Below are 20,856 nucleotides of genomic sequence, written 5' to 3'. Positions count from 1 at the left end.
ATATGAAAATATACGACTGGATTGTGGTTGGTGGTGGAATTACGGGTGCTGCACTCGCTTACGAATTAGTAAAAACAGGTTTTGCTGTACTTTTGTTGGAGCAATACAGCACACCACAGAATGCAACTCGCTATAGTTATGGTGGACTTGCCTATTGGTCTGGCAATACGCCATTAACTCGGCTATTGTGCGAAGAAGCGATCGCACGTTACCATATCCTATCTCAAGAGTTAGACGCTGATATCCAGTTTCGGGAATTAGATTTATTACTGACTATTTCAGCCGCTAATGACCCAGAAGCAACTGCGGCATCATATAATCATTTTGCCATTCCACCTCGTTTACTCAGTGTCCAAGAAGCTTGTGAGTTGGAACCGCAGCTAAATCGAGAAGCTATATCTGGTGCTTTAACTGTCAAACACGGTCATATTCACCCAGAAAAAACATCACTTGCTTACATCCAAGCCTTTGAATGTGCTGGTGGTGAAATGCAGATTACCCAAGTTTTGCAAGTATTGCAAGATGGTGTCAAAACCACCACTGCAACTTACCACAGCGCTAACGTTGTCATTTGTGCGGGTGGACTCAGCCGCCAACTGCTAAAATCTGCTGGTGTTTCCATCAAGCTGTATTTTACCCATGCAGAAATCATTGAAACCCCACCTGTTGATATTAAGCTACGCACTTTAGTTATGCCGGCTAATCTACAACGGTTTCAACTAGAAGCTGAATCTACTCAAGTTGATGAATTGTGGGATGAACTTGGTAATGATTTAGTACCGCCAATTTTAGATGCGGGTGCAATTCAGTTTCCAGACGGTAGTATCCGCATTGGTCAAATTAGCCGTGTGATCGCAGATCCTCATGCCAAGGTAAACTCAGAGGTAAGCGAAAAATGGTTGCGAAGAAGTGTTGGTCAAATTTTACCAACATTGGAGAATTTACCAGGAACTTGGTATCATTGCTTAGTGGCATTTAGTGGCAATCAACTACCCTTAATTGGTGCTATCCCAGGATTTGAAAGCGTTCATGTTTTTTCTGGGTTTAGCAATCCCCTAGTACTTATACCACCTTTGGCAAAACGCTTTGCTAATTTTGCAACTGGCAACGAAGATGAAATAATTACAAAAATGCTAATCTAAAAGCCCCACAGTGAAAAACACAAAATATTCCTTATATTGCTGTGTCAAGCAGCTATCTGTTCAGTAGCGACTAGCATTTTGAAAAAAGACAGATGTTTTCAACTCAATACAGTTCAGAATGAGCAACAAAACCCTGATGTAGAGACGCGATTTATCGCACCTTCAAAGACTGTCTAGAATCTCAGGCATTCGTGGAAGAGAAAGATTTTTCTTCCTCCACAACATAATTGCATAGATATGAAAATATTTATGAAGTTAACAAAGCTTAATATTAAAAAGTTTGTTTTTTATTACAAAAATGAACTTTTTTGTATAACACGTCACTTTTTACTAGTAAACTATCGCACTAATATCACACTTTGAAGATTGATATTGTCAGCTTTCTATAAGTTGGCTGATTCATCAAGAGGAAAATTCATAAAGATATGAGAAGACAATTTAACCGACGCAAGTTTTTAATCTACGGTTCTGCAACTTTTGGAAGCAGCTTTTTTTTGAAAGCTTGCGCGAATAATTCTCCAACTGCAACAGAGACTCCAGCCGCACCTCCTGCTGCTTCACCAGCGGCGGCTACTGCGGGTGATACCATCAAGATAGGTATTTTGCACTCTCTGAGTGGTACTATGTCTATTAGTGAAAAAAGCGTTGTCGATGCTGAAAAATTAGCAATCAAAGAAATAAACGCTGCTGGTGGTGTCTTAGGTAAACAAATTGAAGCAATTACCGAAGATGGTGCTTCTAACTGGGATACTTTTAGAGAAAAAGCAACCAAGCTAATCGATCAAGATAAAGTAAGTGTAGTTTTTGGTTGCTGGACTTCTGCTAGCCGTAAGAACGTCAAGCCAGTATTCGAGAGCAAAAATCACATGCTCTGGTATCCTGTGCAATATGAAGGTCAGGAGTGTTCTAAAAACATTTTCTACACTGGCGCTGCGCCAAATCAACAAATCGAACCATCTGTTGATTGGCTGTTAAAAAATAAGGGCAAAGAATTCTTTTTAGTTGGCTCTGACTACGTTTTTCCCCGGACAGCTAATACAATTATTAAAGCTCAACTAGAAGCTTTAGGCGGAAAAACAGTTGGTGAAGATTATTTACCTCTTGGTAACACAGAAGTTACACCAATTATCACTAAAATCAAGCAAAATTTGCCCAATGGTGGCGTGATTTATAACACTTTGAATGGTGATAGCAACGTGGCTTTCTTCAAACAATTGAAAGGGGCTGGATTGACACCAGATAAATATCCCTCTATGTCTGTAAGTATTGCCGAAGAAGAAGTTAAAGCAATTGGTGTAGAGTATCTCCAAGGTCACTATGCAGCCTGGAACTATTTCCAAACAGTAGACACACCTGCTAATAAAAAGTTTGTGGCAGCTTTCAAGAAAGAGTACGGTGAAAATCGGGTGACAAATGACCCAATGGAAGCAGCATACATTGCAGTTTATTTGTGGAAGCAAGCAGTACAAAAAGCTGGAACTACTGATTTAGAAAAAGTGCGGGCGGCGGCTTATGGTCAAACTCTAGATGCGCCTGAAGGGAAAGTGACAATGGATGCCAATCATCACATATCTAAAATTGTGCGGATTGGTCAAGTTAGACAAGATGGATTGTTTGATATTGTCTATGCTACTCCAACACCAGTTGAGCCAGTTCCTTGGAATCAGTTTGTAAAAGAGACTAAAGGATTTGCTTGTGATTGGACTGACCCGGCTAAGGGTGGTAAGTTCAAGAAAGCCTAAATAATTCGTAATACTCGCCAAAGGCGAGAAGCAAGCTACGTAATTCGTAATTCGTAATTCGTAATTAATTAATGATTACGAACTATCAGAAATAAGTAGGGTGTGTTACGGCTTTAGCCTAACGCACCATCTTAGATAACGGTGCGTTAGGAGGTCATGTCATGTTTTTTGTTAGAAATAATATAGAAATGCACGCCTAACATATCCTACGTTAATTCTAAAAACGAGAAGCTGATAGATAGGAGAAATAAGTGTTAGCAGGATTTTTAGAAGCTGTATTTAATGGTATTAGTATTGGCGCTGTATTATTGATTGCCGCGTTGGGACTAGCCATTATATTTGGATTGATGGGCGTCATTAATATGGCGCATGGTGAATTGATGATGTTCGGTGCTTATACAACTTATGTTGTGCAAAATGTATGTAAACAATTGGGCGGGGTATGGTTTGAAGTTTATATATTTTTGGCTTTGATTATCGCTTTTATTTTCACGGCTGCTGTGGGATTAATTCTAGAAAAAGGCGTGATTCGTTATCTCTATGGACGACCGTTAGAAACTCTATTGGCAACTTGGGGAGTAAGTTTAATTTTTCAGCAGTTTGTCCGCAGTGTGAATTGGGTATTGATAATTGGTATAGGCTTATTTTCTCTGTTGTTTTTTGGAGGTTTATGGATTTTAAATTCCCGCACAGATTTGGGAAGAGTTCGTAACTGGATTGTGGCGGTGATATTTTTATTATCGCTGGGGGTGACAATTACAACAGGCAATTTATTGAGTCAAACTTATCAGTTAGCAGTAACTCAACCTTGGTTTGGCGCTCAAAATGTGGATGTAACTGCGCCTACTTGGTTACAAGCAGGGATGTCTTTAGGTGGTGTACAATTACCCTTCGCCAGATTATTTATTATTGCTTTAACAATAATCTGTGTATCAGGAATTTACTTATTCTTACAACGTTCTAGCTGGGGTTTAAGAATTCGGGCTGTGACACAAAACCGGAGTATGAGTGCTTGTTTGGGTATCCCAACTCAAAAGGTTGATGCGATTACTTTTGCACTGGGTTCTGGTTTAGCTGGTGTGGCGGGATGTGCGATTAGTTTGCTTGGTTCTGTAGGGCCAAATACGGGACAAAACTATATTATCGATACTTTTATGGTTGTTGTTGTTGGAGGTGTGGGCAATTTAGCCGGTACTATTTTGGCAGCTTTGGGTATTGGTACGGCTAATTTTTTAATTGGTTCTGGGACTTTGGCTTTGTTGTTGACTCCTGTTAAACCTTTAGCTGATTTCTTTACTTTTTTTGCCACGACGAGTATGGCAAAGGTGATGGTATTTGCGCTGATTATTGTGTTTTTACAGTGGAAACCTGGGGGGATTTTTCCACAGAAGGGACGTACTGTTGATGTTTAAACCGCAGAGATGCAGAGGATACAGAGAATGATAAAGAAGGGGGGAAGGTTAATTTTAATTGAGGTGGGGGTGGTGATTGCGATCGCACTCTTCCTTATAATTATCATGCCATTGCTGCTTTCGGAGTTTCGCCTGAATTTATTGGGGCGATTTTTGTCACTGGCGATCGTGGCTTTGGGTATTGATTTGATTTGGGGTTATACTGGTTTACTAAGTTTGGGACATGGTATTTTCTTTGGTTTGGGTGGATATGCGATCGCAATGTACCTCAAACTCCAAGTCCCTACTGGAGAATTACCTGATTTCATGGGACTTTATGGGGTTACGGAACTTCCCGCGTTTTGGCAACCTTTTTATTCGTTTCCTTTGACAATAGCTGCTGTGGTACTAATTCCAGGGTTATTGGCGGGAATATTAGGATATTTAGTATTTCGGAATCGCCTCAAGGGAGTTTATTTTTCTATCTTGACCCAAGCCGGAACTATTGTATTTTTCAACTTCTTTAACGGTCAACAACAATTTTTCAACGGTACGAACGGACTGATAGATTTTACAACTTTCTTTGGGGCAACGGTCAGCGATGCCAAGACGCAATTGATTTTCTACACGCTGACGGTAGTTTTTCTCGCAGCCACCTACGGCGTTTGTCGCTGGTTGACAAGCGGACGCTTTGGGAGGTTGTTGATAGCGATTCGTGATGATGAAAGTCGGGTAAGATTTTCTGGCTACGACCCTACAGATTTTAAGGTGTTGGTGTTTGCAGTTTCCGGTGCGATCGCAGGGATAGCAGGAGGATTTTACACCATTCAAAGTGGTTCTGTATCACCCAGAGCAATGGATATTGCCTTTTCGATTGAAATGGTGATTTGGGTAGCTGTAGGCGGACGCGCTACTTTAATTGGGGCGATTGTCGGAACTTTGTTAGTAAATTATGCCCGCACTTTTTTAAGCGAACAATTTGCCGAAATCTGGCTATTTTTCCAAGGCGCACTATTTTTAATAGTTGTCACAGTCCTTCCTGACGGCATAGTGGGATGGTTGCGTAGTCAGAATATTTCTCTTTTCCACCGCCGTCAACAAATTGTTACATATCCCACCTTGGAAGAAGACCCCGAAGTGCAACATGAACGCGAAAATATTGGAAACTAAAAACGTAACTGTTAATTTTGACGGGTTTAGAGCGCTAAATCAGCTTAATTTTAGCATGGATGTGGGTGAATTACGGGTAGTAATTGGCCCCAATGGTGCGGGAAAGACAACATTTCTGGATGTGATTACAGGGAAAGTGCAACCAACCGTAGGACGAGTTTTATTCAAAGGAAGAAACCTGCGTTCTTTACCTGAATATCGAATTGCACGATTGGGAATTGGGCGCAAGTTCCAAACACCCCGAATTTACCTGAATTTAACGCCCCGCGAAAATCTAGAAATTACTATTAACAAGAAGAAAAATGTCTTTTCTACTTTGTTTGAACATTCTAATGCTGTTGAAAAGAATAATATTAAAGGATTGTTAGAAACCATCGGTTTAACGCCAAAAGCAGATATTAGAGCAGGTTTACTTTCTCACGGTGAAAAGCAACGGTTAGAAATTGGAATGTTAGTGGCACAGTCACCAGACTTATTACTCGTTGATGAACCAGTTGCAGGTTTAACAGATGAAGAAACCTATAACATCGGCGAATTACTTTTAGCGCTAGCACAAAGTCATTCAATTTTAGTAATTGAACATGATATGGAATTTGTGCGGCAAATTGCCAAGAAAGTAACAGTTTTACATGAAGGTTCGGTGCTGTGCGAAGGAAATTTTGAGGAAGTTCAAAATGACTCTCGCGTTATTGAAGTATATCTAGGAAAACAGGAAGAGTAGATTTTTACCGATAAGGGAAAAAGGGGAAAGGGTAAGGGGTAAAGGGAAAGAATTAAAAACTTTTCCCTACAGGTATAAAGCCCCTCTTTTTAAAGATGGAGAGCAAAAAAGAAGATTTTACCAGACACGCAGTGCGTTCGCCCTTGGCGTCTCGTAGAGAGAAAAATCAGCGTCAATACTTGAAACCCCTGCTTTGAAGTATGGGGTTCCTTTTCCCCTTTTCCCTTTCCCCATTCCCCCTCTTCTTCATCTTATGCAGATTTAAGTTTATGCTGCGTAATTGGATAAAGTCGAGCTAGGAGGATGTTTGAAAAGTATCGTTATTAAGATAAAATTTCTCGAAACGCTTCTGCTCTCCTTCCCTATAAGGAAATGGGGGTTTCCAAGCCTCTTTCCTGCAAAGAAAGAGGTTTCGAGTATATTTATTGACTTTCCAAATATCCTCTTACAGATTTTTTTACACTAAAACTCTCAAGAGTATTTCATTCCCAAAAATTCCATAAAATGTAGCATTGAATATCAGTAAGTTTATTGTTGAGAGTATCTTAAAAACTCAAATTTTCCCCTATGCCCTGATTCTCCAATGCTAGGCACAACGCGCTTTTAAGTGATTCCCAGCACACTTTTTTTGTTCACACTGTTGACATAGTTGATGATGACACGTTATAAACTGTGAAGAAAAATAAATCAGTCTGCCTAATCCACTATATTCCCTGAAAAATTTTTTGAGTAAGGGTAAACCGGAGCGGAGGAACCAAGTTTGGGGCGTATTTTGAAGAAAGTTAGAGTTAAGAATGAAGAGTTAGAAGTTACTAAATAGATAACTCATAATTCATAACTTACAACTTATAACTTTTTCAAGAAGGACATCTCTCAGTCCTAGCCCGTCAGCTAACTTCGTCGGCATTGAGAAGAGACTGAACGAGAAGCATTCTTACAAGTAATGCCTTGTTCTCGTCAGTGTCCTTTGGCTGGTAACTTTGTGGTTCGTTGTGCCTGCCCTCGGCCTTGAGAGAGGATAACAATATCTTGATTTCTGGCGTCTGAGGTAGGATTATTTGCCTTGAGGTGAAAATCAGCTATGTTCCAGAATAAGAAACATCGCATTGCTCTAATTTCTGTCGATGGCGACCCGGCTGTTGAAATCGGTCAAGAAGAAGCTGGGGGTCAAAATGTCTATGTGCGTCAAGTAGGTTATGCCCTAGCCCAGCAAGGTTGGCAAGTGGATATGTTCACTCGTCGTAGTAGTCCTGAACAAGCTGCGATCGCTCAACATAGTCTGAATTGTCGTACTATTCGGTTAAACGCTGGCCCAGCTGAGTTTATTGGGCGAGATAACTTGTTTAACCATTTACCTGAATTTATCGAAGAATTCCAGCGATTTCAGCAACGCCAAGGGTTCCATTACTCCCTAATTCATACCAATTACTGGTTGTCTTCTTGGGTTGGCATGGAATTGAAAAAGCAACAACCGCTGATTCAGGTGCATACTTACCACTCTTTAGGAGCGGTTAAATACAGAAGTATTGGTGATGTTCCCGTAATTGCAGCCCAGCGACTAGCTATAGAAAAAGCCTGTCTAGAAACTGTAGACTGCGTGGTTGCGACCAGTCCACAAGAACAGAAACACATGCGGATACTCGTTTCCAGCAAAGGGAACATTGAAATGATTCCCTGTGGTACTGATACTGATAAATTTGGGGAAATTCCGCGGTCTGCTGCACGGGAAAAGTTGGGAATTGCACCAGATGCCAAGATGGTTCTCTATGTTGGTCGTTTTGACCGACGCAAAGGTATTGAAACTTTAGTACGAGCCATTGGCAAGTCGAGTTTAAGGGGTGAGGCTAACCTCCAACTAGTGATTGGGGGTGGTAGTCGTCCAGGTCAGAGTGATGGAATTGAACGCGATCGCATCGCCAGCATCGTCACTGAACTCGGATTAGAAGATTGTACAACCTTTGCCGGTCGCCTAGATGAAACCGTCCTCCCCTTCTACTACGCGGCTGCTGATGTCTGCGTAGTGCCCAGTCACTACGAACCTTTTGGTTTAGTTGCCATTGAGGCGATGGCGAGTAAAACTCCAGTCGTAGCTAGTAATGTCGGTGGGTTGCAGTTTACTGTAGTACCAGAGGTCACAGGTTTACTAGCGCCCGCCAAAGATGAAGTGGCTTTTGCTGCTTCCATAGACCGCATTCTAATTAACCCAGCTTGGCGAGACCAGTTAGGTGAAGCAGCAAGGCAACGGACAGAAATTGCTTTTAGTTGGTATAGTGTGGCATTCCGACTGACTCAGCTATACAGTCGTTTGCTGGCTCCAACTGCACCCAATAACCGACCCCGGATTGCAGCTTAATTTTTACAGTTTTGAGCGCGGTAATATCCTCAAAGTGATTTTATCGCGCACAAACAGTCAAAAACAAACTACTCAGCCTAGTTAATTAGGGAATCAGAATTATGCTGAATATTGGAGATTATGCTTTGCATCAAAGAACAGGGCAAGTTGGTCAAGTTTGTGGTTATGGACATCAGGTAATGGATGGAGTTTACACAACTACCCTGAAAGTAAGAGTCAGCAAGCATAAGGGAACTCGTCGTCAAAGCAGATTTTTTGAGGATGCTTACTCCGCTTGGATGCTGACAAAGGAAGCTTGAAAAAGGGACTGGGGACTGGGGACTGGGGACTGGGGACTGGGGACTGGGAAAACTTGGAAGGGGATTCAGACCCAAATGGCACTAAGATAAGCCCAAAGTCCTATGTTGCCTCGTTCCCAGCCTGGGGGCTGGGAACGAATTCCTAGAGGCTCTGCCTCTGGTCAAGCCACTAGAGGCGGAGCCTCTCAGGAACCCCTTTATTCAGAAAGCTCTCTACACTATGCATAGCTTGCTTGTTTGCAGGAGTTCGCGAACTTGTTACTGCTGCGCTATCCGCCAGTCACACAGAATTCAATTCTGAATTCTGGCTCCTGACTCCTGAATTCTATTTTTTAATTTCTCTACCAGAGTTTGCACCGTAGATTCTGGTTGCTGACGTGCTACAGGTTTTTGCTGTCCAAAACCATCAAACAATTCGTCAAGCTTGACCGTGAAGCCCAAATACGCGCCACCTGCGGAACGTGTTCCAGAAAAATCTCGGTCATCAACTTTACCAAAAACATATCCAGCAGAAAGGCGCAGATTAGGAGTGAGGTAGTAGCCTGTTTCTACCACAAAGCCCGTCTCGCTGTAGTTAGATTGACCAATCCAACGAGCCTCACCAACTAAATCCCAGCTATATCCCAAACGATAAGTAGCTCGCAATTGTCCCAGATTAACCATACTTGTACCAACTAAATCGTTGGCTAAATAAGAAGTGCTGTTACGCAAAGCATACTTACCGTAGAATTCCCATTGCCAGTTAGGGGCATAAATAGCTTCTAAAGCAAAGGTATGGTCTTGGGAACCCGTACCACTACCTAACAAAATAGTTTCAGGAATAATTGTCGGATTTTGGCGATATTCATAACGCAACAAAGCATTAAATTTATCGCTATTGGGGTCGCGGTAGGCTAAACCCAGCTTCAAATTAGCGGTATCTCCCAATCCTGAAAGCTTCTGATTGGAAGAGTTTGCTTGTTGATAACGTACCAAAGCCGTCAGAGCCGGAGAAATTTTACCCGCTGCACCTGCGGTAATTACTGTATTACTACCACCAGAAGAGGAGCGATGTTCGTAACGAGCGCTGGCTTGAAACTGGGGATTATCACTGTATTCCAACCCAACGCTGTAACTATCGCCACCCTCAAATCCGATCGCTGATGCTGCTTGACCAAAGGCGTAGGGTTGGGCATATTGTTGACCTGCCGCAGTTCGTCCTAAGAAGTTGCCAAATACGTGTTCGTAAGCTAAATTCAGCCGCAATCCCGGAGCAATAGTCCAGCGGTTATTTAGACCAATTGCACCTTGGGTAGTCAGTTCATTTGCACCACCCAAAATTGAGTAACGACCAGTCAAGGTGGTATCAGTACCGAGTTTGTGTTCACCATTGACACTTAAGCTGGTGATGGAATTACCCGAAAATTGACCGCCAGTGTAAAACTGTTGAGCCAAACTGACATTGACACCAGGAAGTACTGCCCAATTCAACCCTAAAATAGTCCGGTCTGGGTAAACAGTATCTTTTTGGGAAGATAAGCTGAGTTCATTTTGGGCTTGGAAAGTCAGGTTTTTCGCAATGGGAACTGTAAAACGCGATCGCAATTGATTAGAATTACTATTCAGAGCGCTGTCGGGGATACGGTCTTCCCGATTACGATGAATCCAATCCAGATCCAGAATAGCTTTACCTAAGCGTTGTTGAATCCCAGCGGAAATCGTCGTCAGTGAATTATCAACTTTGCTCCCAGGTATGGACTCATAACGGGGTGCAAACAGTTCTTCAAAGGTGTCTAGGGGTTGGGGAGCAATCCCAAAATTGTCTTCATGGTCGTATTGCACCCTGACGTTGGTACTTGAAGTTAGTTTAGTTGTAACCTGCGCTCCATAACGGGTTTGTCCCGGTACAAAGCTGATAGTGGCATTATTGGCAAAACCGGTATCAGCAAAGCGATAATAGGCACGACCTTGAATCCCATTGGCAATTTCTCCCTCAGCTTCCAAGCGGTAGGCGTCACCACTAACTTTTCCCACAACATCAGAATCATTAGTGGAATGGGCATATTCTGCGGTTAACTTCCCTTTGTCACCCAAAGCAATCAGCGCATCTGCACCGTAGAGTTGAAAGTCACGTACTCCGTGATTTTCTTGAACATAAGTTGCCCCTATCCAACTTTCCTGGTTAAGTTTGCGGGAAAGGTTATATTGCAAACGACCAGCATAAATATTGCCGTCAGAGTTTTGGTCGTCATATTGGTAGCTAACAATAATCCGACGTACCAACACTTGTCCAGTTTGATCAATATCGGTGCGAAGAATCGGTTCGCGGAATATTAATGTACCGCGATCATAGTCGATTTCATAGTCTGGGCCTCGGTTAAGCTGTTTCCGTTCTAATACAGTCCCAGGACGATTGAGTTCTTCTAACTCGATAAAGACATTTTCGCTACCTGGTTGTAGTAGTCTGCGAGAGAGGAAGTAATAACCACTAGTACCATCGGGAGCAATGGTATCTCTTTGAAACCCTTCTAAGTTGTTGCCATAGAAACCTGTAATTTGTAGGTTTCCTAAGTTGTAGTTAGCTTTAAAACCGTGGAGTTGACGAGTGATAGAAGTAAATTGCTGCGATCGCCGCGCAAATTCTTCTGTGTTGTAGTCACCCCACATGCCATAATCTGGATCAGAGCCGGGGATACGAGCTGAACGCTCAAAACGCAGAAATACACTGTCAATAGAAGGCGCAACTACATCAACTTTTGAGCTATCGCCGTAGACAGGATAGTTTTGCTCACTGAATTGGTAAGTTCTAAACAGGCGATTATCGCAGTTACAATCTTCATTCAAGCTACGAGAACTGTTGTATGCACCTGTAAATAACCATTCCCCGATCGCACCAGTGGCAAATATCGCGGAATTGAAATCTAATTGTGTTCTGTTGTCTTTATCTGGAGGGAGGAAATCACGGAAACTACCGTAATAATTTGTACCTCTAGCACCCAAGCGTAAATCTATGACCCCTGTCACTAAACTCGGACGTAGTGACGTTTCAAATTGCAGTTGAGTAAAGGCTTCTAAATCATTAGCGATCGCACGAATTGTCACAGTTTGCGCTTTTAGCTGCGATCGCAAAATCGCTGTAAATTGCCCAGCTTTCGCCTCCACTTGAAATCCCGGTTCATCGGGTTTGAAGTCTTTCCCAACCAACTCCCCAGCAGTAGGGATCAAAGTGACAACAGCATCATGGTTAGAGCGATTACCACTTGCATCGATGAATTGACCCCGAATTGTCGCCGTAGAACGTCCATCTGCTGGGATACGGGACTCAACTGTTTCTAAAGTTAGTTTTTGTGGCGCTCCCCGAACTGCGACTTGCACTGTTACAGGAGGTTCTGTTCCGCCAACAGCTTGTGCAGAGATGGTGTTTGCACCTTCTTTTAACGAGACACCATACCATGTCTGCGTTACCAAGTTAGTAGTGGCATCAGTTTCCGTCCGTCCCACTAAAGAAGGGTCTACCAACGCCCCATTTACCCGCAATTCCACTTGACTACCAGCGGGGAACTGTACAATTACCGTACTAGCTTGTACATCTACAACACTGTCAGCCGTCGGAGTCAAAATTTTGATTGCTGTAGAGATAGGGATAGTGGGGGAAACGGGAAGATTTTCATTCACCCCTTCCGTTTTCTCCGTGTCCTCTACTCCTGCTATTTTGCGTAAGCCTCTAGGCAAATCGACAGAAGTTGCTGGTTGAAATGGTTGTATTTCTGTTGGAGAAGCTTCAATCTGTGTTTCTGTGTCTTCGCGTGCTGCTATTTTACGTAAGCCTCTGGGCAAATCAACAGAAGTTGGTGGTTGAAATGGTTGTATTTCCGTTTCACTTGGCTGGATATCTGGAATTGAAGTATGAGTAACTGGTGCTGAAGAAGTTAAGGGAAGTTCGAGGGGTGAAAGTTGCTTGTCAGAACTTCCCAAAACATGGGGAGAATTCAAAGCCTCTCCCTTTTGAGAACTTGAAAAGTCAGGATCTTCTACACCCTTGTCTACCTGCGAAGGAGAATCGGGGAAAAGTAGTTTTTCGCTAGTGATTTCAGCTTTGGCGATCGCAGGATATAAAACAAGGCTGAGAGCCATTACTGGCATCGCCCCCATCAATCTCAGGTTAAATGTAGTTGTACAGTGCAGTCTGGGTTTCATTTCTTCACTGACTCCTGAAATGTGGGGGTGACAGCGAAGTTCATACGTACCAAGCCACCCGGTTCTAAATGCACCAAGCGAGATTGGCTATTGCGTTCGCGGAATTTTTCGTTACGAGCTAGGGCGTAACCGGGTACACTGCTGAGGTCTAATACACCTGTGTGGTATCCAGGTAAAGCATTAGCTAAGGAGAACAAACCATTCGGATCTGTAGTGATGCGGTTCCCGTCTTCTAGAAAAATCACCGCATTTGGTACTCCAGGCTCACCACGCTGTTGTTCACCATCAAAGTTTTTATCAACAAACACCCGACCGATAATCGTGCCACAATCAGAAACGATTCCTGGACGAATATTCAACTGGTGGGTTGCTGGCCCATCCTTGGTGCTAAAACTGTTATCAGCTCGTTGGCCATTAACGATCGCACTATTACGACCATTTCCACGCAGTGAATCGGCTGTGAGTTGAGCAGCGTAAGCAATATTCAGAACTTTCTCTGTGGGAATCGTTACGTCTGTGCGGAATGTCACTGTGTTTCCATTGCGTTCTGAGGTGATAGTGACTGGTTGACCATCCAATTCTCCCCGCACAGATTTCGGCAAGAAATTGAATCCTAAAGGTAGATTGTCGGTGACAAATATATTATTCAAACCAGCATCAGCGAGATTTTTCACCGACAGGCGGTAGATTACGGTATCTCCAGGTTCAGCAGCAGCGCGATCGCCTGTTTTGATAATCTGTAACTGATTGGCTTGACACAAATTTGTGGTAAATTCAAAGGCTAATAAGTCCAGTCCCACAACTTCTGCATTGGGAACTAAAACAACTGTTTGCTCTACCCTGGTTTCGCCTGTGAGACTAATTGGTTGACCATCTAGAGAAGTAGCAACATATCGGACGATACCATTACCTTGTGTACCACTACTAGCAAGGATTTCAATCTTGACCCGCCGCTGTTTGTAGATAGAATTTGGTGGTGGATTAACTACAAAAATGTAGGTTCTACCTGGATCAGTTTGACCCTTATTCGGATCAAGTAAAAAATTGTAGACACCCGCAGGGTTATTCGTCACGAAGTAAGGGTTACTATTCTCGATATTTGGCGATTTACCACCAGGAATGTTGTTATTAGGAATATCTGGTAACTCTGTTCGAGTCAGAGAAACCAAACTGCCCAACTCTGTCCCCGTTGGATCACTAGAGTTAGGTTCATATACCCCAACAGAAAAACCTGTATAGTCAGGTAAAATTGTGCCAGCACAACCTAAAATCCGCCCTAATGGGTCAACTAATGGGCTAGGACTAACATTGATCTGACTAGAACTGCCTTGATATTGATAATTACTGCTGGAATCTGTATAAGTATAAGTAGCTTGGTTTATTAATGGCAAAGACGCAACCAGATTGTTAGTCTGTTGCGCGATCGCTGGTATAGGTATAGTAGTATGCAAAAAACTTCCCAGAAGAAGAGTAGCTGTTAACCGTCGCCACCATCTACTGCTAGAAGTAATTTGCTTTTGGTTTTGAGGATGGCTCACTCTACACATCTCCTCTGAAATGTCAAGCTTGTTGTTAATAAAAGCACTTATTTGTGGAAATCCAGTTAAGCCAAATCTCGTTTCCAGGTTTCGCCTAGAAACGCTTCTTTATCGAGTCAGGAAATTCGTCTCCCTTCGTCTCCATCAGCGCACTTGGGTTTGATAAGTCGCCTTAACTGTTGTCTTGGCTGCAAGTGATGGAATCTGTAAACGGATGTGGGTGTAGGCAATGGCTGGGGCTGGTTTTGTTTCCACTTTCCCACCAGGAAGAGTAACTTTAACAGTGGGATTTTCGACAAAGCTACGCCCGCCATCAATGCTGTAAATGACTTTGGCATTGTTGGCGACATTGGTAGAATTCAGCACGTAGACCATTCCTTTCGGAATCGGTTGATTGAGAATTAGATTTTTAACTGGGCGATCGCTCTTATTTTCGCCACTCAAGGTATATCGCAACACATCTCCTGGTCGCACCACAACTTGACCTTTCAAAGGTTCCCATTTCTGGCTTTGCTTACCCTGCTGATCCTGTGCCACCACTTGCTTTTCTGCTTCTAAACGCAATTGAATTTGCCCTTGAGTTTTGATATTCTGAGCAACAGCACTTCCTGAATGCCATACATTTGCGATTCCCGGAATTTGACCGACAAATGGAACTGTAATAATGAGTGCGATCGCTCCTAAACCTGCAAGAGAAACACGCTGCATATAAATCACCTCAAAAAACTTCCAGAATGTTGATTGTTGACTTATCTTTCCCTGCTTTTGCTAAGAAAGAGTCACTCCTCTCTTTACTTCCTATTTAGGGATTGGGGATAAGGTCAACTGGTTGCAGCGATCGTGCAATCTTTTCTCTACGAGACGCTACGCGAACGACAAAGCTCAGTGACCACGCCAATGAGTTTGCAAACATCAGAGTCCCCAATCCCAACGAATTAGTTAACCTTACGTCGGAAGCTGAATGTTCTCTGCTGACCTGGGGCTACCTGACCGGTGACACTATTGACATATCTAGTCACATCTGTAGTTACAGTTGTTCCAGTCTGGTCACTACCAGAGTTAGTAGCAGGATTACCGTTGAAGAATTGAATATTACCGTTGGGGTCAGTAGCTGAACCAATGATGTTGCTGGTATCAATTTGGCCGTTATTATCTTGGTCTAACGCCCAGTTATTAGGAAGTGTGACACCATTTTCATTAATCACCACATTGCTGGCGTTTAAGATGATGTTACCGTTACCAGATTGTGGCTCAGAAATGTTACTGTACTGAATCTGATACTCAATAATGTTTCCAGGTACAGGACTCTTAGGAGTATCGCTGAGTTGACCATCAGCCCCTGCCACTGGCTGTCCATTTTGGTCTAGGATTCTTGACAGTTTCCGCAGTTTTAAGAAGCCAGTATATACACGGTCAATCGTCGTGTTGCGAACAGTTTCTGCACCTAAACCAGCAGTAGCATCATCCACAAAGGCAGTAATTGGCACTGGGAAACCTCTGTCAATATCTGTGGATAACTGAGTATTAGCAGGTAAATCAATTTCCACACCGTAGTTGATATTAGTGCCAGCAGCCACGTTAGGAATGGTAATGTATTCAGTTATGGCATCAATAGCTGATTGATCACCCGCCGTAGCAGGATCACGATCTATATCAAAGAGAAAATTCGTGCCATTCCAAACATAGGATCTAGATTCAGAACCGTAGGTAATGGTGACTAACGTACCTGTGGGTAAGTCTGCATTATTTCCCGCAGGTGTATTACTTGCAGGTGGTATAGGTACTAGAGAATAATTACTAGCATTAGCACCACTATTTCTGATGGTGTTTGTAAAGCCTACTGGTTGTGGGTTAAGCCTGGTTCCCGGTACTGTACCTGCTGGGACTAGAGAAGATTTGTTAGTAAAGTCATCATTGGTTCCACCAGATGGGCCGATGGCATTGGGCGCATTAATTGGGCCATTGAGAATTGCTGAAGCTACAGCAACTTCCACCGTAAAGATGTTAGCTTCACCACCATCACCAACACCAGTGTTATCGTTGTTGCCATCAACTCCTGTTTCTGGAGTACCTGGGTTGTTAATAAAACCATCATCAACAACCAAAGTCTCTGGGATACCATCATTATTAATATCTGTACCTGGAAATGGTGTCATGTTACCCACTTGTCCACCGAAGTTACTGGGATTTTGATCACCAGATTCATCGTATACAGGGAAGGTATTGCCAGGGGTTTGACCAAACAATTGAGCGATGTTAGCAACAATTAAGGGTGATGTTGCACCAGATTCTACTGTTAATTGAATGAAGAAACCAGTAACTGTTTGATTAGGTGCAACTGATGTAACGGTAGCAGGATTATTGACAAAACCAACGCGCGTAACTGTAGCAAGGTTAGTTGGTACTGTTGTTGTCCATGCTGCGTCATTGGCATTAGTACCAATTGGAGATGTGGTGTAGACTGCTATCCACCCAGCAGGCGGAGTGACTGAAACTAAATCTGTACCTGTGGGAATGGCATCTGAAACTAAGATGCGTGGAACAGTTGAACCGTCAAGGTTGATGTTTCTACCTTCCAATGCGGCGGGGGTAATTCCCCGTCCTGTAGGATCATTACCTTCAACTCGCAAACTCAACCCATAAGTTAAGGTGTCATCTGTAATTGAGTTGGCTGTATTATTGTTGTTGTAAGCAGTGCGTGTCTTAAGAACAGTAGCTAAAGAATAGCTTTGAACAACTCCACCAATTCTCACATCGGTAGATGTATCACTAGCTTCCCTAGTACCGTTAACTGGAGCGCCAGCTACTTCATTGATGAGGCTACCGTCAGCGTTATCTACAGTGTAAACGTCACCACCATCAGGATTCCGCAAGACGTTTTGAGCGTTGGCAGGAGTATTACCAAGCCTAACAGTAATTGTGTCACCGTTTTGAGCGCCTGGTTGGACGGTAACTGGTACTCTGACTAAAACTTGACCACCTACAGGAATGTTTGGTACAACCACATCAGCTGTGATGTTAGTCCAGGTTACACCATTGTCAATACTGTATTGCAGGTTATTGGGTGTGCCACCGTTTGGTAAGGTTCCTGATACTGTAGCTGGCCCCGTTGTTGTGGCTAAGTTGGGTATACGGAAGCCGGTGGGGTCGTTACCAACGTTAGTGATAGTGTAATTGAAGATTAATGAATCATTAACTTCGACGTTGCCACCGTTACTATCTACTACACCAGTAGATTCAACTGTGATACCAGCAACTTCTGCCACTGTAACAGTGACGGTGTTAGAAGTTGTATTAATAGGAGTTCCTGGATTGTTAGGATCTTCGTAGGTAGCAGTTGCTGTGTTGCTGATGGATTGACCAGCAGCTGTACCGTCAGCTAGTACAGGTGCAATAAATTGGAAAAGGCTACCAGTTAATAATGCTGTTGCTACTAGAGATTGGTAAGGCTTACGCTGCTTGTTGACAGATTTGTTTCGGTTTACCATAAAAGTAGTTTGTTTGTTTGCTGAACTTGTATCTTGGATTTTGAGACAGGATAAAGTTCGGCAATTCCTTAAAGAATTACCGAATATAGCTGCCCAAAACTTCAACGTTTCGGGAATGCATATTTAAGGAGTGAAATGATTGACACTCCTTGAAAATTATATTGAGGCAATAACCAGAAATAACTTGTCTACTTGTTTTATGCTTACCCTTGAGACTCAAGGCTGGCAATCGCAAATATGTGTAATTTATTACTGTATTTTGCTAAGTTGTTCATGTAAATAGCAATGTAGCTTTTAAAGCTCAAAAAATCTTCCGTATAAATAAGTAACTTGTCTAGCTATTAATGAGTGCATCAAAGTTGAAAAGGTAACTTTATTTTGGCAACACACATAGAAATTTTAGTGGTTTAACTCAGGTGCTAAAAACACTAAAACTTATATCTGAAAACACTTTTGCGTCTTTTTCATCAGAAAGACATACTGCTCAATAGAGTCGTTTAGATAAAAAAATTGAAAGTTAACTAGTTGATCTAGATTACTTAAATGAGATAGTAATTTAAATAAATGCAAATTCATCATAACCAAAATGCAATTTAATCATATTATTTAGCAGTGTTAATGCTGAGTAGTTTAAGCTGTTTTCTTTTTTTATAACATTCGACGCATAAGTGTAAATACTAAATGTAGGGATTACTGATGTTAAAGTTTTACAATAATCATTCCTTTCAATACTAAACATACCCGACAAAATTTGTCGGGTATGTTTGACTGGTATTTTTACTCGTGTTACTATCAGGCGACAGCCGACAGACAAACAGGGAAAGCTAGTTTATGACTCAGGCAATCAAAACCCAAACCCAAACCCAAAGCAGCACTGCCTACTTTCAAGCCTTAAAGTGTAAAGAATGTGGTGCCGAATATGAACTCAAAGCCAGCAATGTTTGTGAGTTATGTTTTGGGCCGTTAGAGGTCAAGTATGACTACAGCGCCCTACGTCTGACTGTCACTCGTGAAACAATTCAAGCTGGGCCCAACTCCATTTGGCGCTACCGTCCCTTTTTGCCTGTCGCAACTGACAATGTTATAGATGTGGGAACGGGTATGACTCCCTTGGTTCGTTCCCATCGTCTTGCCCGTCGCCTGGGTCTAAATAAGCTTTATATAAAAAATGATGCCGTGAATATGCCCACCCTGAGCTTTAAGGATCGGGTGGTATCAGTTGCTCTATCGAGGGCGCGAGAGTTGGGCTTTACTACTGTTTCTTGCGCTAGCACTGGTAACTTGGCAAATTCTACAGCTGCGATCGCATCTCACGCCGGTTTAGACTGTTGTGTGTTCATCCCCGCAGATTTAGAAGCCGGTAAAATTCTCGGTAGCTTGATTTACAGTCCCACCCTGATGGCAGTTAAGGGCAACTACGATCAGGTAAATCGCCTCTGTTCAGAAGTTGCTAATACACATGGATGGGGTTTTGTCAATATTAATCTACGTCCTTATTACTCTGAAGGTTCCAAGACGTTAGGTTTTGAAGTTGCGGAACAACTAGGCTGGGAACTACCGGATCATGTTGTTGCTCCCTTGGCATCTGGTTCACTATTTACCAAAATTTATAAGGGTTTCCAAGAATTTGTAGAAGTTGGTTTAGTAGAAAACAAGAGCGTTCGTTTCAGTGGCGCTCAAGCTGAAGGTTGTTCACCCATCGCCCAAGCCTTTAAAGAAGGACGCGACTTTATTAAGCCAGTAAAACCGAATACAATTGCTAAATCGCTGGCGATCGGCAACCCAGCAGACGGCATTTATGCTGTAGAGTTAGCTCAAAAGACTGGTGGTAACATTGAATCAGTTAATGATGCAGAAATTATTGATGGCATCAAACTGCTGGCAGAAACCGAAGGCATCTTCACAGAAACAGCTGGTGGTACAACTGTGGCCGTGCTGAAAAAACTGGTAGAAGCTGGCAAGATTGATCCAGATGAAACAACCGTGATTTACATCACAGGCAATGGTCTGAAAACCCAAGAAGCAATCCAAGGCTACGTTGGTGAACCCTTGACTATTGACGCCAAACTCGATAGTTTTGAACGTGCGCTAGAGCGATCGCGTACTCTTGATCGCTTGGAATGGCAACAAGTCCTCGTTTAGTTAGGAGTTATGAGTTATGAGTTTTTTTATTCATAACTCTTTACTCTTAACTTTATTCCTAACTCCTCACTCTTAATTCCTCACTTTTTACTTCTATGGCTGTAAAAGTTTTAGTTCCTACGACTCTTCAAAGTTTTACCAATAATCAAGCTACTCTAGAATCCAGTGGTAGCACCATTGCAGAATTGTTGGAATCCTTAGAAAAAAGCTTTCCTGGAATTAAATCGCGCTTATGCGATGAAGAAGGTAAACTACGTCGGTTTGTAAATTTTTACGTCGATAGCGAAGATATCCGTCATTTAGATGGTATAAACACAACTCTTAAAGATGGTGATGAAGTAAGTATTGTCCCAGCTGTTGCAGGTGGTTAATACAGAGAAGACTCATTGAAGGAGGCAGGAGGCAGGAGGTTTTTTCGCTTATAGGATTCAAAACCCTCCTGAAAAAGAGCCACAAAACTAGAATTTTTGGAGTTCTTGTCTTAAACCCAAGACCCTATCTATGGTCGCGGGCTGTTACAGATAGCGCAGCGGTAGCTCAGGAAAGGAGCGTCGGGCAGTTTTCCTCCTGCCTCCTTCGATAAAGTAGAAGCATGACCTCGTTCCCAGTCTCCGACGACTGGGAATGCCTATTAAGAGGCTCCGCTTACCTTACTCAAGGGCAAATAATGATGTCCGTTGAGTTTTTGCGATCG

The 20,856-nt window shown here is 42.7% G+C and carries 13 protein-coding genes and 1 riboswitch; of the genes, 9 read left to right on the top strand and 4 right to left on the bottom strand.

What is annotated here, in order from left to right; all coding sequences use genetic code 11:
* Positions 1-2: 2 nt before the first annotated feature.
* The 7 genes from A4S05_RS13100 to A4S05_RS13070 all read left to right on the top strand — a co-directional run bounded on the left by A4S05_RS13100 (position 3) and on the right by A4S05_RS13070 (position 8,818).
* Positions 3-1,142 carry an NAD(P)/FAD-dependent oxidoreductase gene (locus A4S05_RS13100; protein ID WP_069070264.1) on the top strand — a complete coding sequence of 380 codons (1,140 nt, stop codon included), beginning with the start codon at positions 3-5 and terminating at the stop codon, positions 1,140-1,142.
* Between the two features lie 425 nt (positions 1,143-1,567).
* The gene (gene urtA / locus A4S05_RS13095) at positions 1,568-2,884 is read left to right on the top strand and encodes an urea ABC transporter substrate-binding protein (RefSeq protein ID WP_069070263.1); all 1,317 of its coding nucleotides are present in this window, start codon (positions 1,568-1,570) and stop codon (positions 2,882-2,884) included.
* Between the two features lie 251 nt (positions 2,885-3,135).
* On the top strand, positions 3,136-4,296 hold the full coding sequence (gene urtB, locus A4S05_RS13090; RefSeq protein ID WP_069070262.1) for an urea ABC transporter permease subunit UrtB: 1,161 nt from the start codon (positions 3,136-3,138) through the stop codon (positions 4,294-4,296).
* A gap of 27 nt (positions 4,297-4,323) precedes the next feature.
* Complete coding sequence (gene urtC, locus A4S05_RS13085; protein ID WP_069070261.1) at positions 4,324-5,445, top strand: urea ABC transporter permease subunit UrtC; 1,122 nt, start codon at positions 4,324-4,326, stop codon at positions 5,443-5,445.
* On the top strand, positions 5,420-6,166 hold the full coding sequence (gene urtD, locus A4S05_RS13080) for an urea ABC transporter ATP-binding protein UrtD (RefSeq protein WP_069070260.1): 747 nt from the start codon (positions 5,420-5,422) through the stop codon (positions 6,164-6,166). Before urtC ends, urtD begins: the two co-directional genes overlap by 26 nt.
* 687 nt (positions 6,167-6,853) lie before the next feature.
* A riboswitch (cyclic di-AMP (ydaO/yuaA leader) is annotated at positions 6,854-7,087 on the top strand.
* A gap of 160 nt (positions 7,088-7,247) precedes the next feature.
* Complete coding sequence (locus A4S05_RS13075) at positions 7,248-8,519, top strand: glycosyltransferase (RefSeq protein ID WP_069070259.1); 1,272 nt, start codon at positions 7,248-7,250, stop codon at positions 8,517-8,519.
* A gap of 101 nt (positions 8,520-8,620) precedes the next feature.
* Positions 8,621-8,818 carry a hypothetical protein gene (locus A4S05_RS13070; RefSeq protein ID WP_069070258.1) on the top strand — a complete coding sequence of 66 codons (198 nt, stop codon included), beginning with the start codon at positions 8,621-8,623 and terminating at the stop codon, positions 8,816-8,818.
* 291 nt (positions 8,819-9,109) lie between these two features.
* Here the strand turns inward: A4S05_RS13070 and A4S05_RS13065 are convergent, their stop codons facing one another.
* The 4 genes from A4S05_RS13065 to A4S05_RS13050 all read right to left on the bottom strand — a co-directional run bounded on the left by A4S05_RS13065 (position 9,110) and on the right by A4S05_RS13050 (position 18,020).
* Positions 9,110-12,994 (bottom strand): hypothetical protein, encoded by a 3,885-nt coding sequence (locus A4S05_RS13065; RefSeq protein WP_069070257.1) that lies wholly within the window; start codon positions 12,992-12,994, stop codon positions 9,110-9,112.
* Complete coding sequence (locus A4S05_RS13060; RefSeq protein WP_069070256.1) at positions 12,991-14,541, bottom strand: DUF11 domain-containing protein; 1,551 nt, start codon at positions 14,539-14,541, stop codon at positions 12,991-12,993. Before A4S05_RS13060 ends, A4S05_RS13065 begins: the two co-directional genes overlap by 4 nt.
* Before the next feature lie 135 nt (positions 14,542-14,676).
* On the bottom strand, positions 14,677-15,240 hold the full coding sequence (locus A4S05_RS13055) for a DUF11 domain-containing protein (protein WP_069070255.1): 564 nt from the start codon (positions 15,238-15,240) through the stop codon (positions 14,677-14,679).
* 227 nt (positions 15,241-15,467) lie between these two features.
* On the bottom strand, positions 15,468-18,020 hold the full coding sequence (locus A4S05_RS13050) for a DUF7925 domain-containing protein (protein WP_069070254.1): 2,553 nt from the start codon (positions 18,018-18,020) through the stop codon (positions 15,468-15,470).
* An 831-nt stretch (positions 18,021-18,851) separates the two neighbouring features.
* Between A4S05_RS13050 and thrC the strand changes: the two genes are divergently transcribed.
* Both thrC and A4S05_RS13040 read left to right on the top strand, forming a co-directional pair.
* The gene (thrC, locus tag A4S05_RS13045; protein ID WP_069070253.1) at positions 18,852-20,162 is read left to right on the top strand and encodes a threonine synthase; all 1,311 of its coding nucleotides are present in this window, start codon (positions 18,852-18,854) and stop codon (positions 20,160-20,162) included.
* 95 nt (positions 20,163-20,257) lie between these two features.
* On the top strand, positions 20,258-20,533 hold the full coding sequence (locus A4S05_RS13040; RefSeq protein ID WP_069070252.1) for a ubiquitin-like small modifier protein 1: 276 nt from the start codon (positions 20,258-20,260) through the stop codon (positions 20,531-20,533).
* The last annotated feature ends 323 nt before the right edge of the window (positions 20,534-20,856 follow it).

Source organism: Nostoc sp. KVJ20, from assembly GCF_001712795.1.
In the GTDB taxonomy this organism is placed as follows: Bacteria; Cyanobacteriota; Cyanobacteriia; order Cyanobacteriales; family Nostocaceae; genus Nostoc.
Note: the sequence above shows the minus strand (reverse complement) of the source record. Positions and strands in the feature narration are given on the sequence as shown.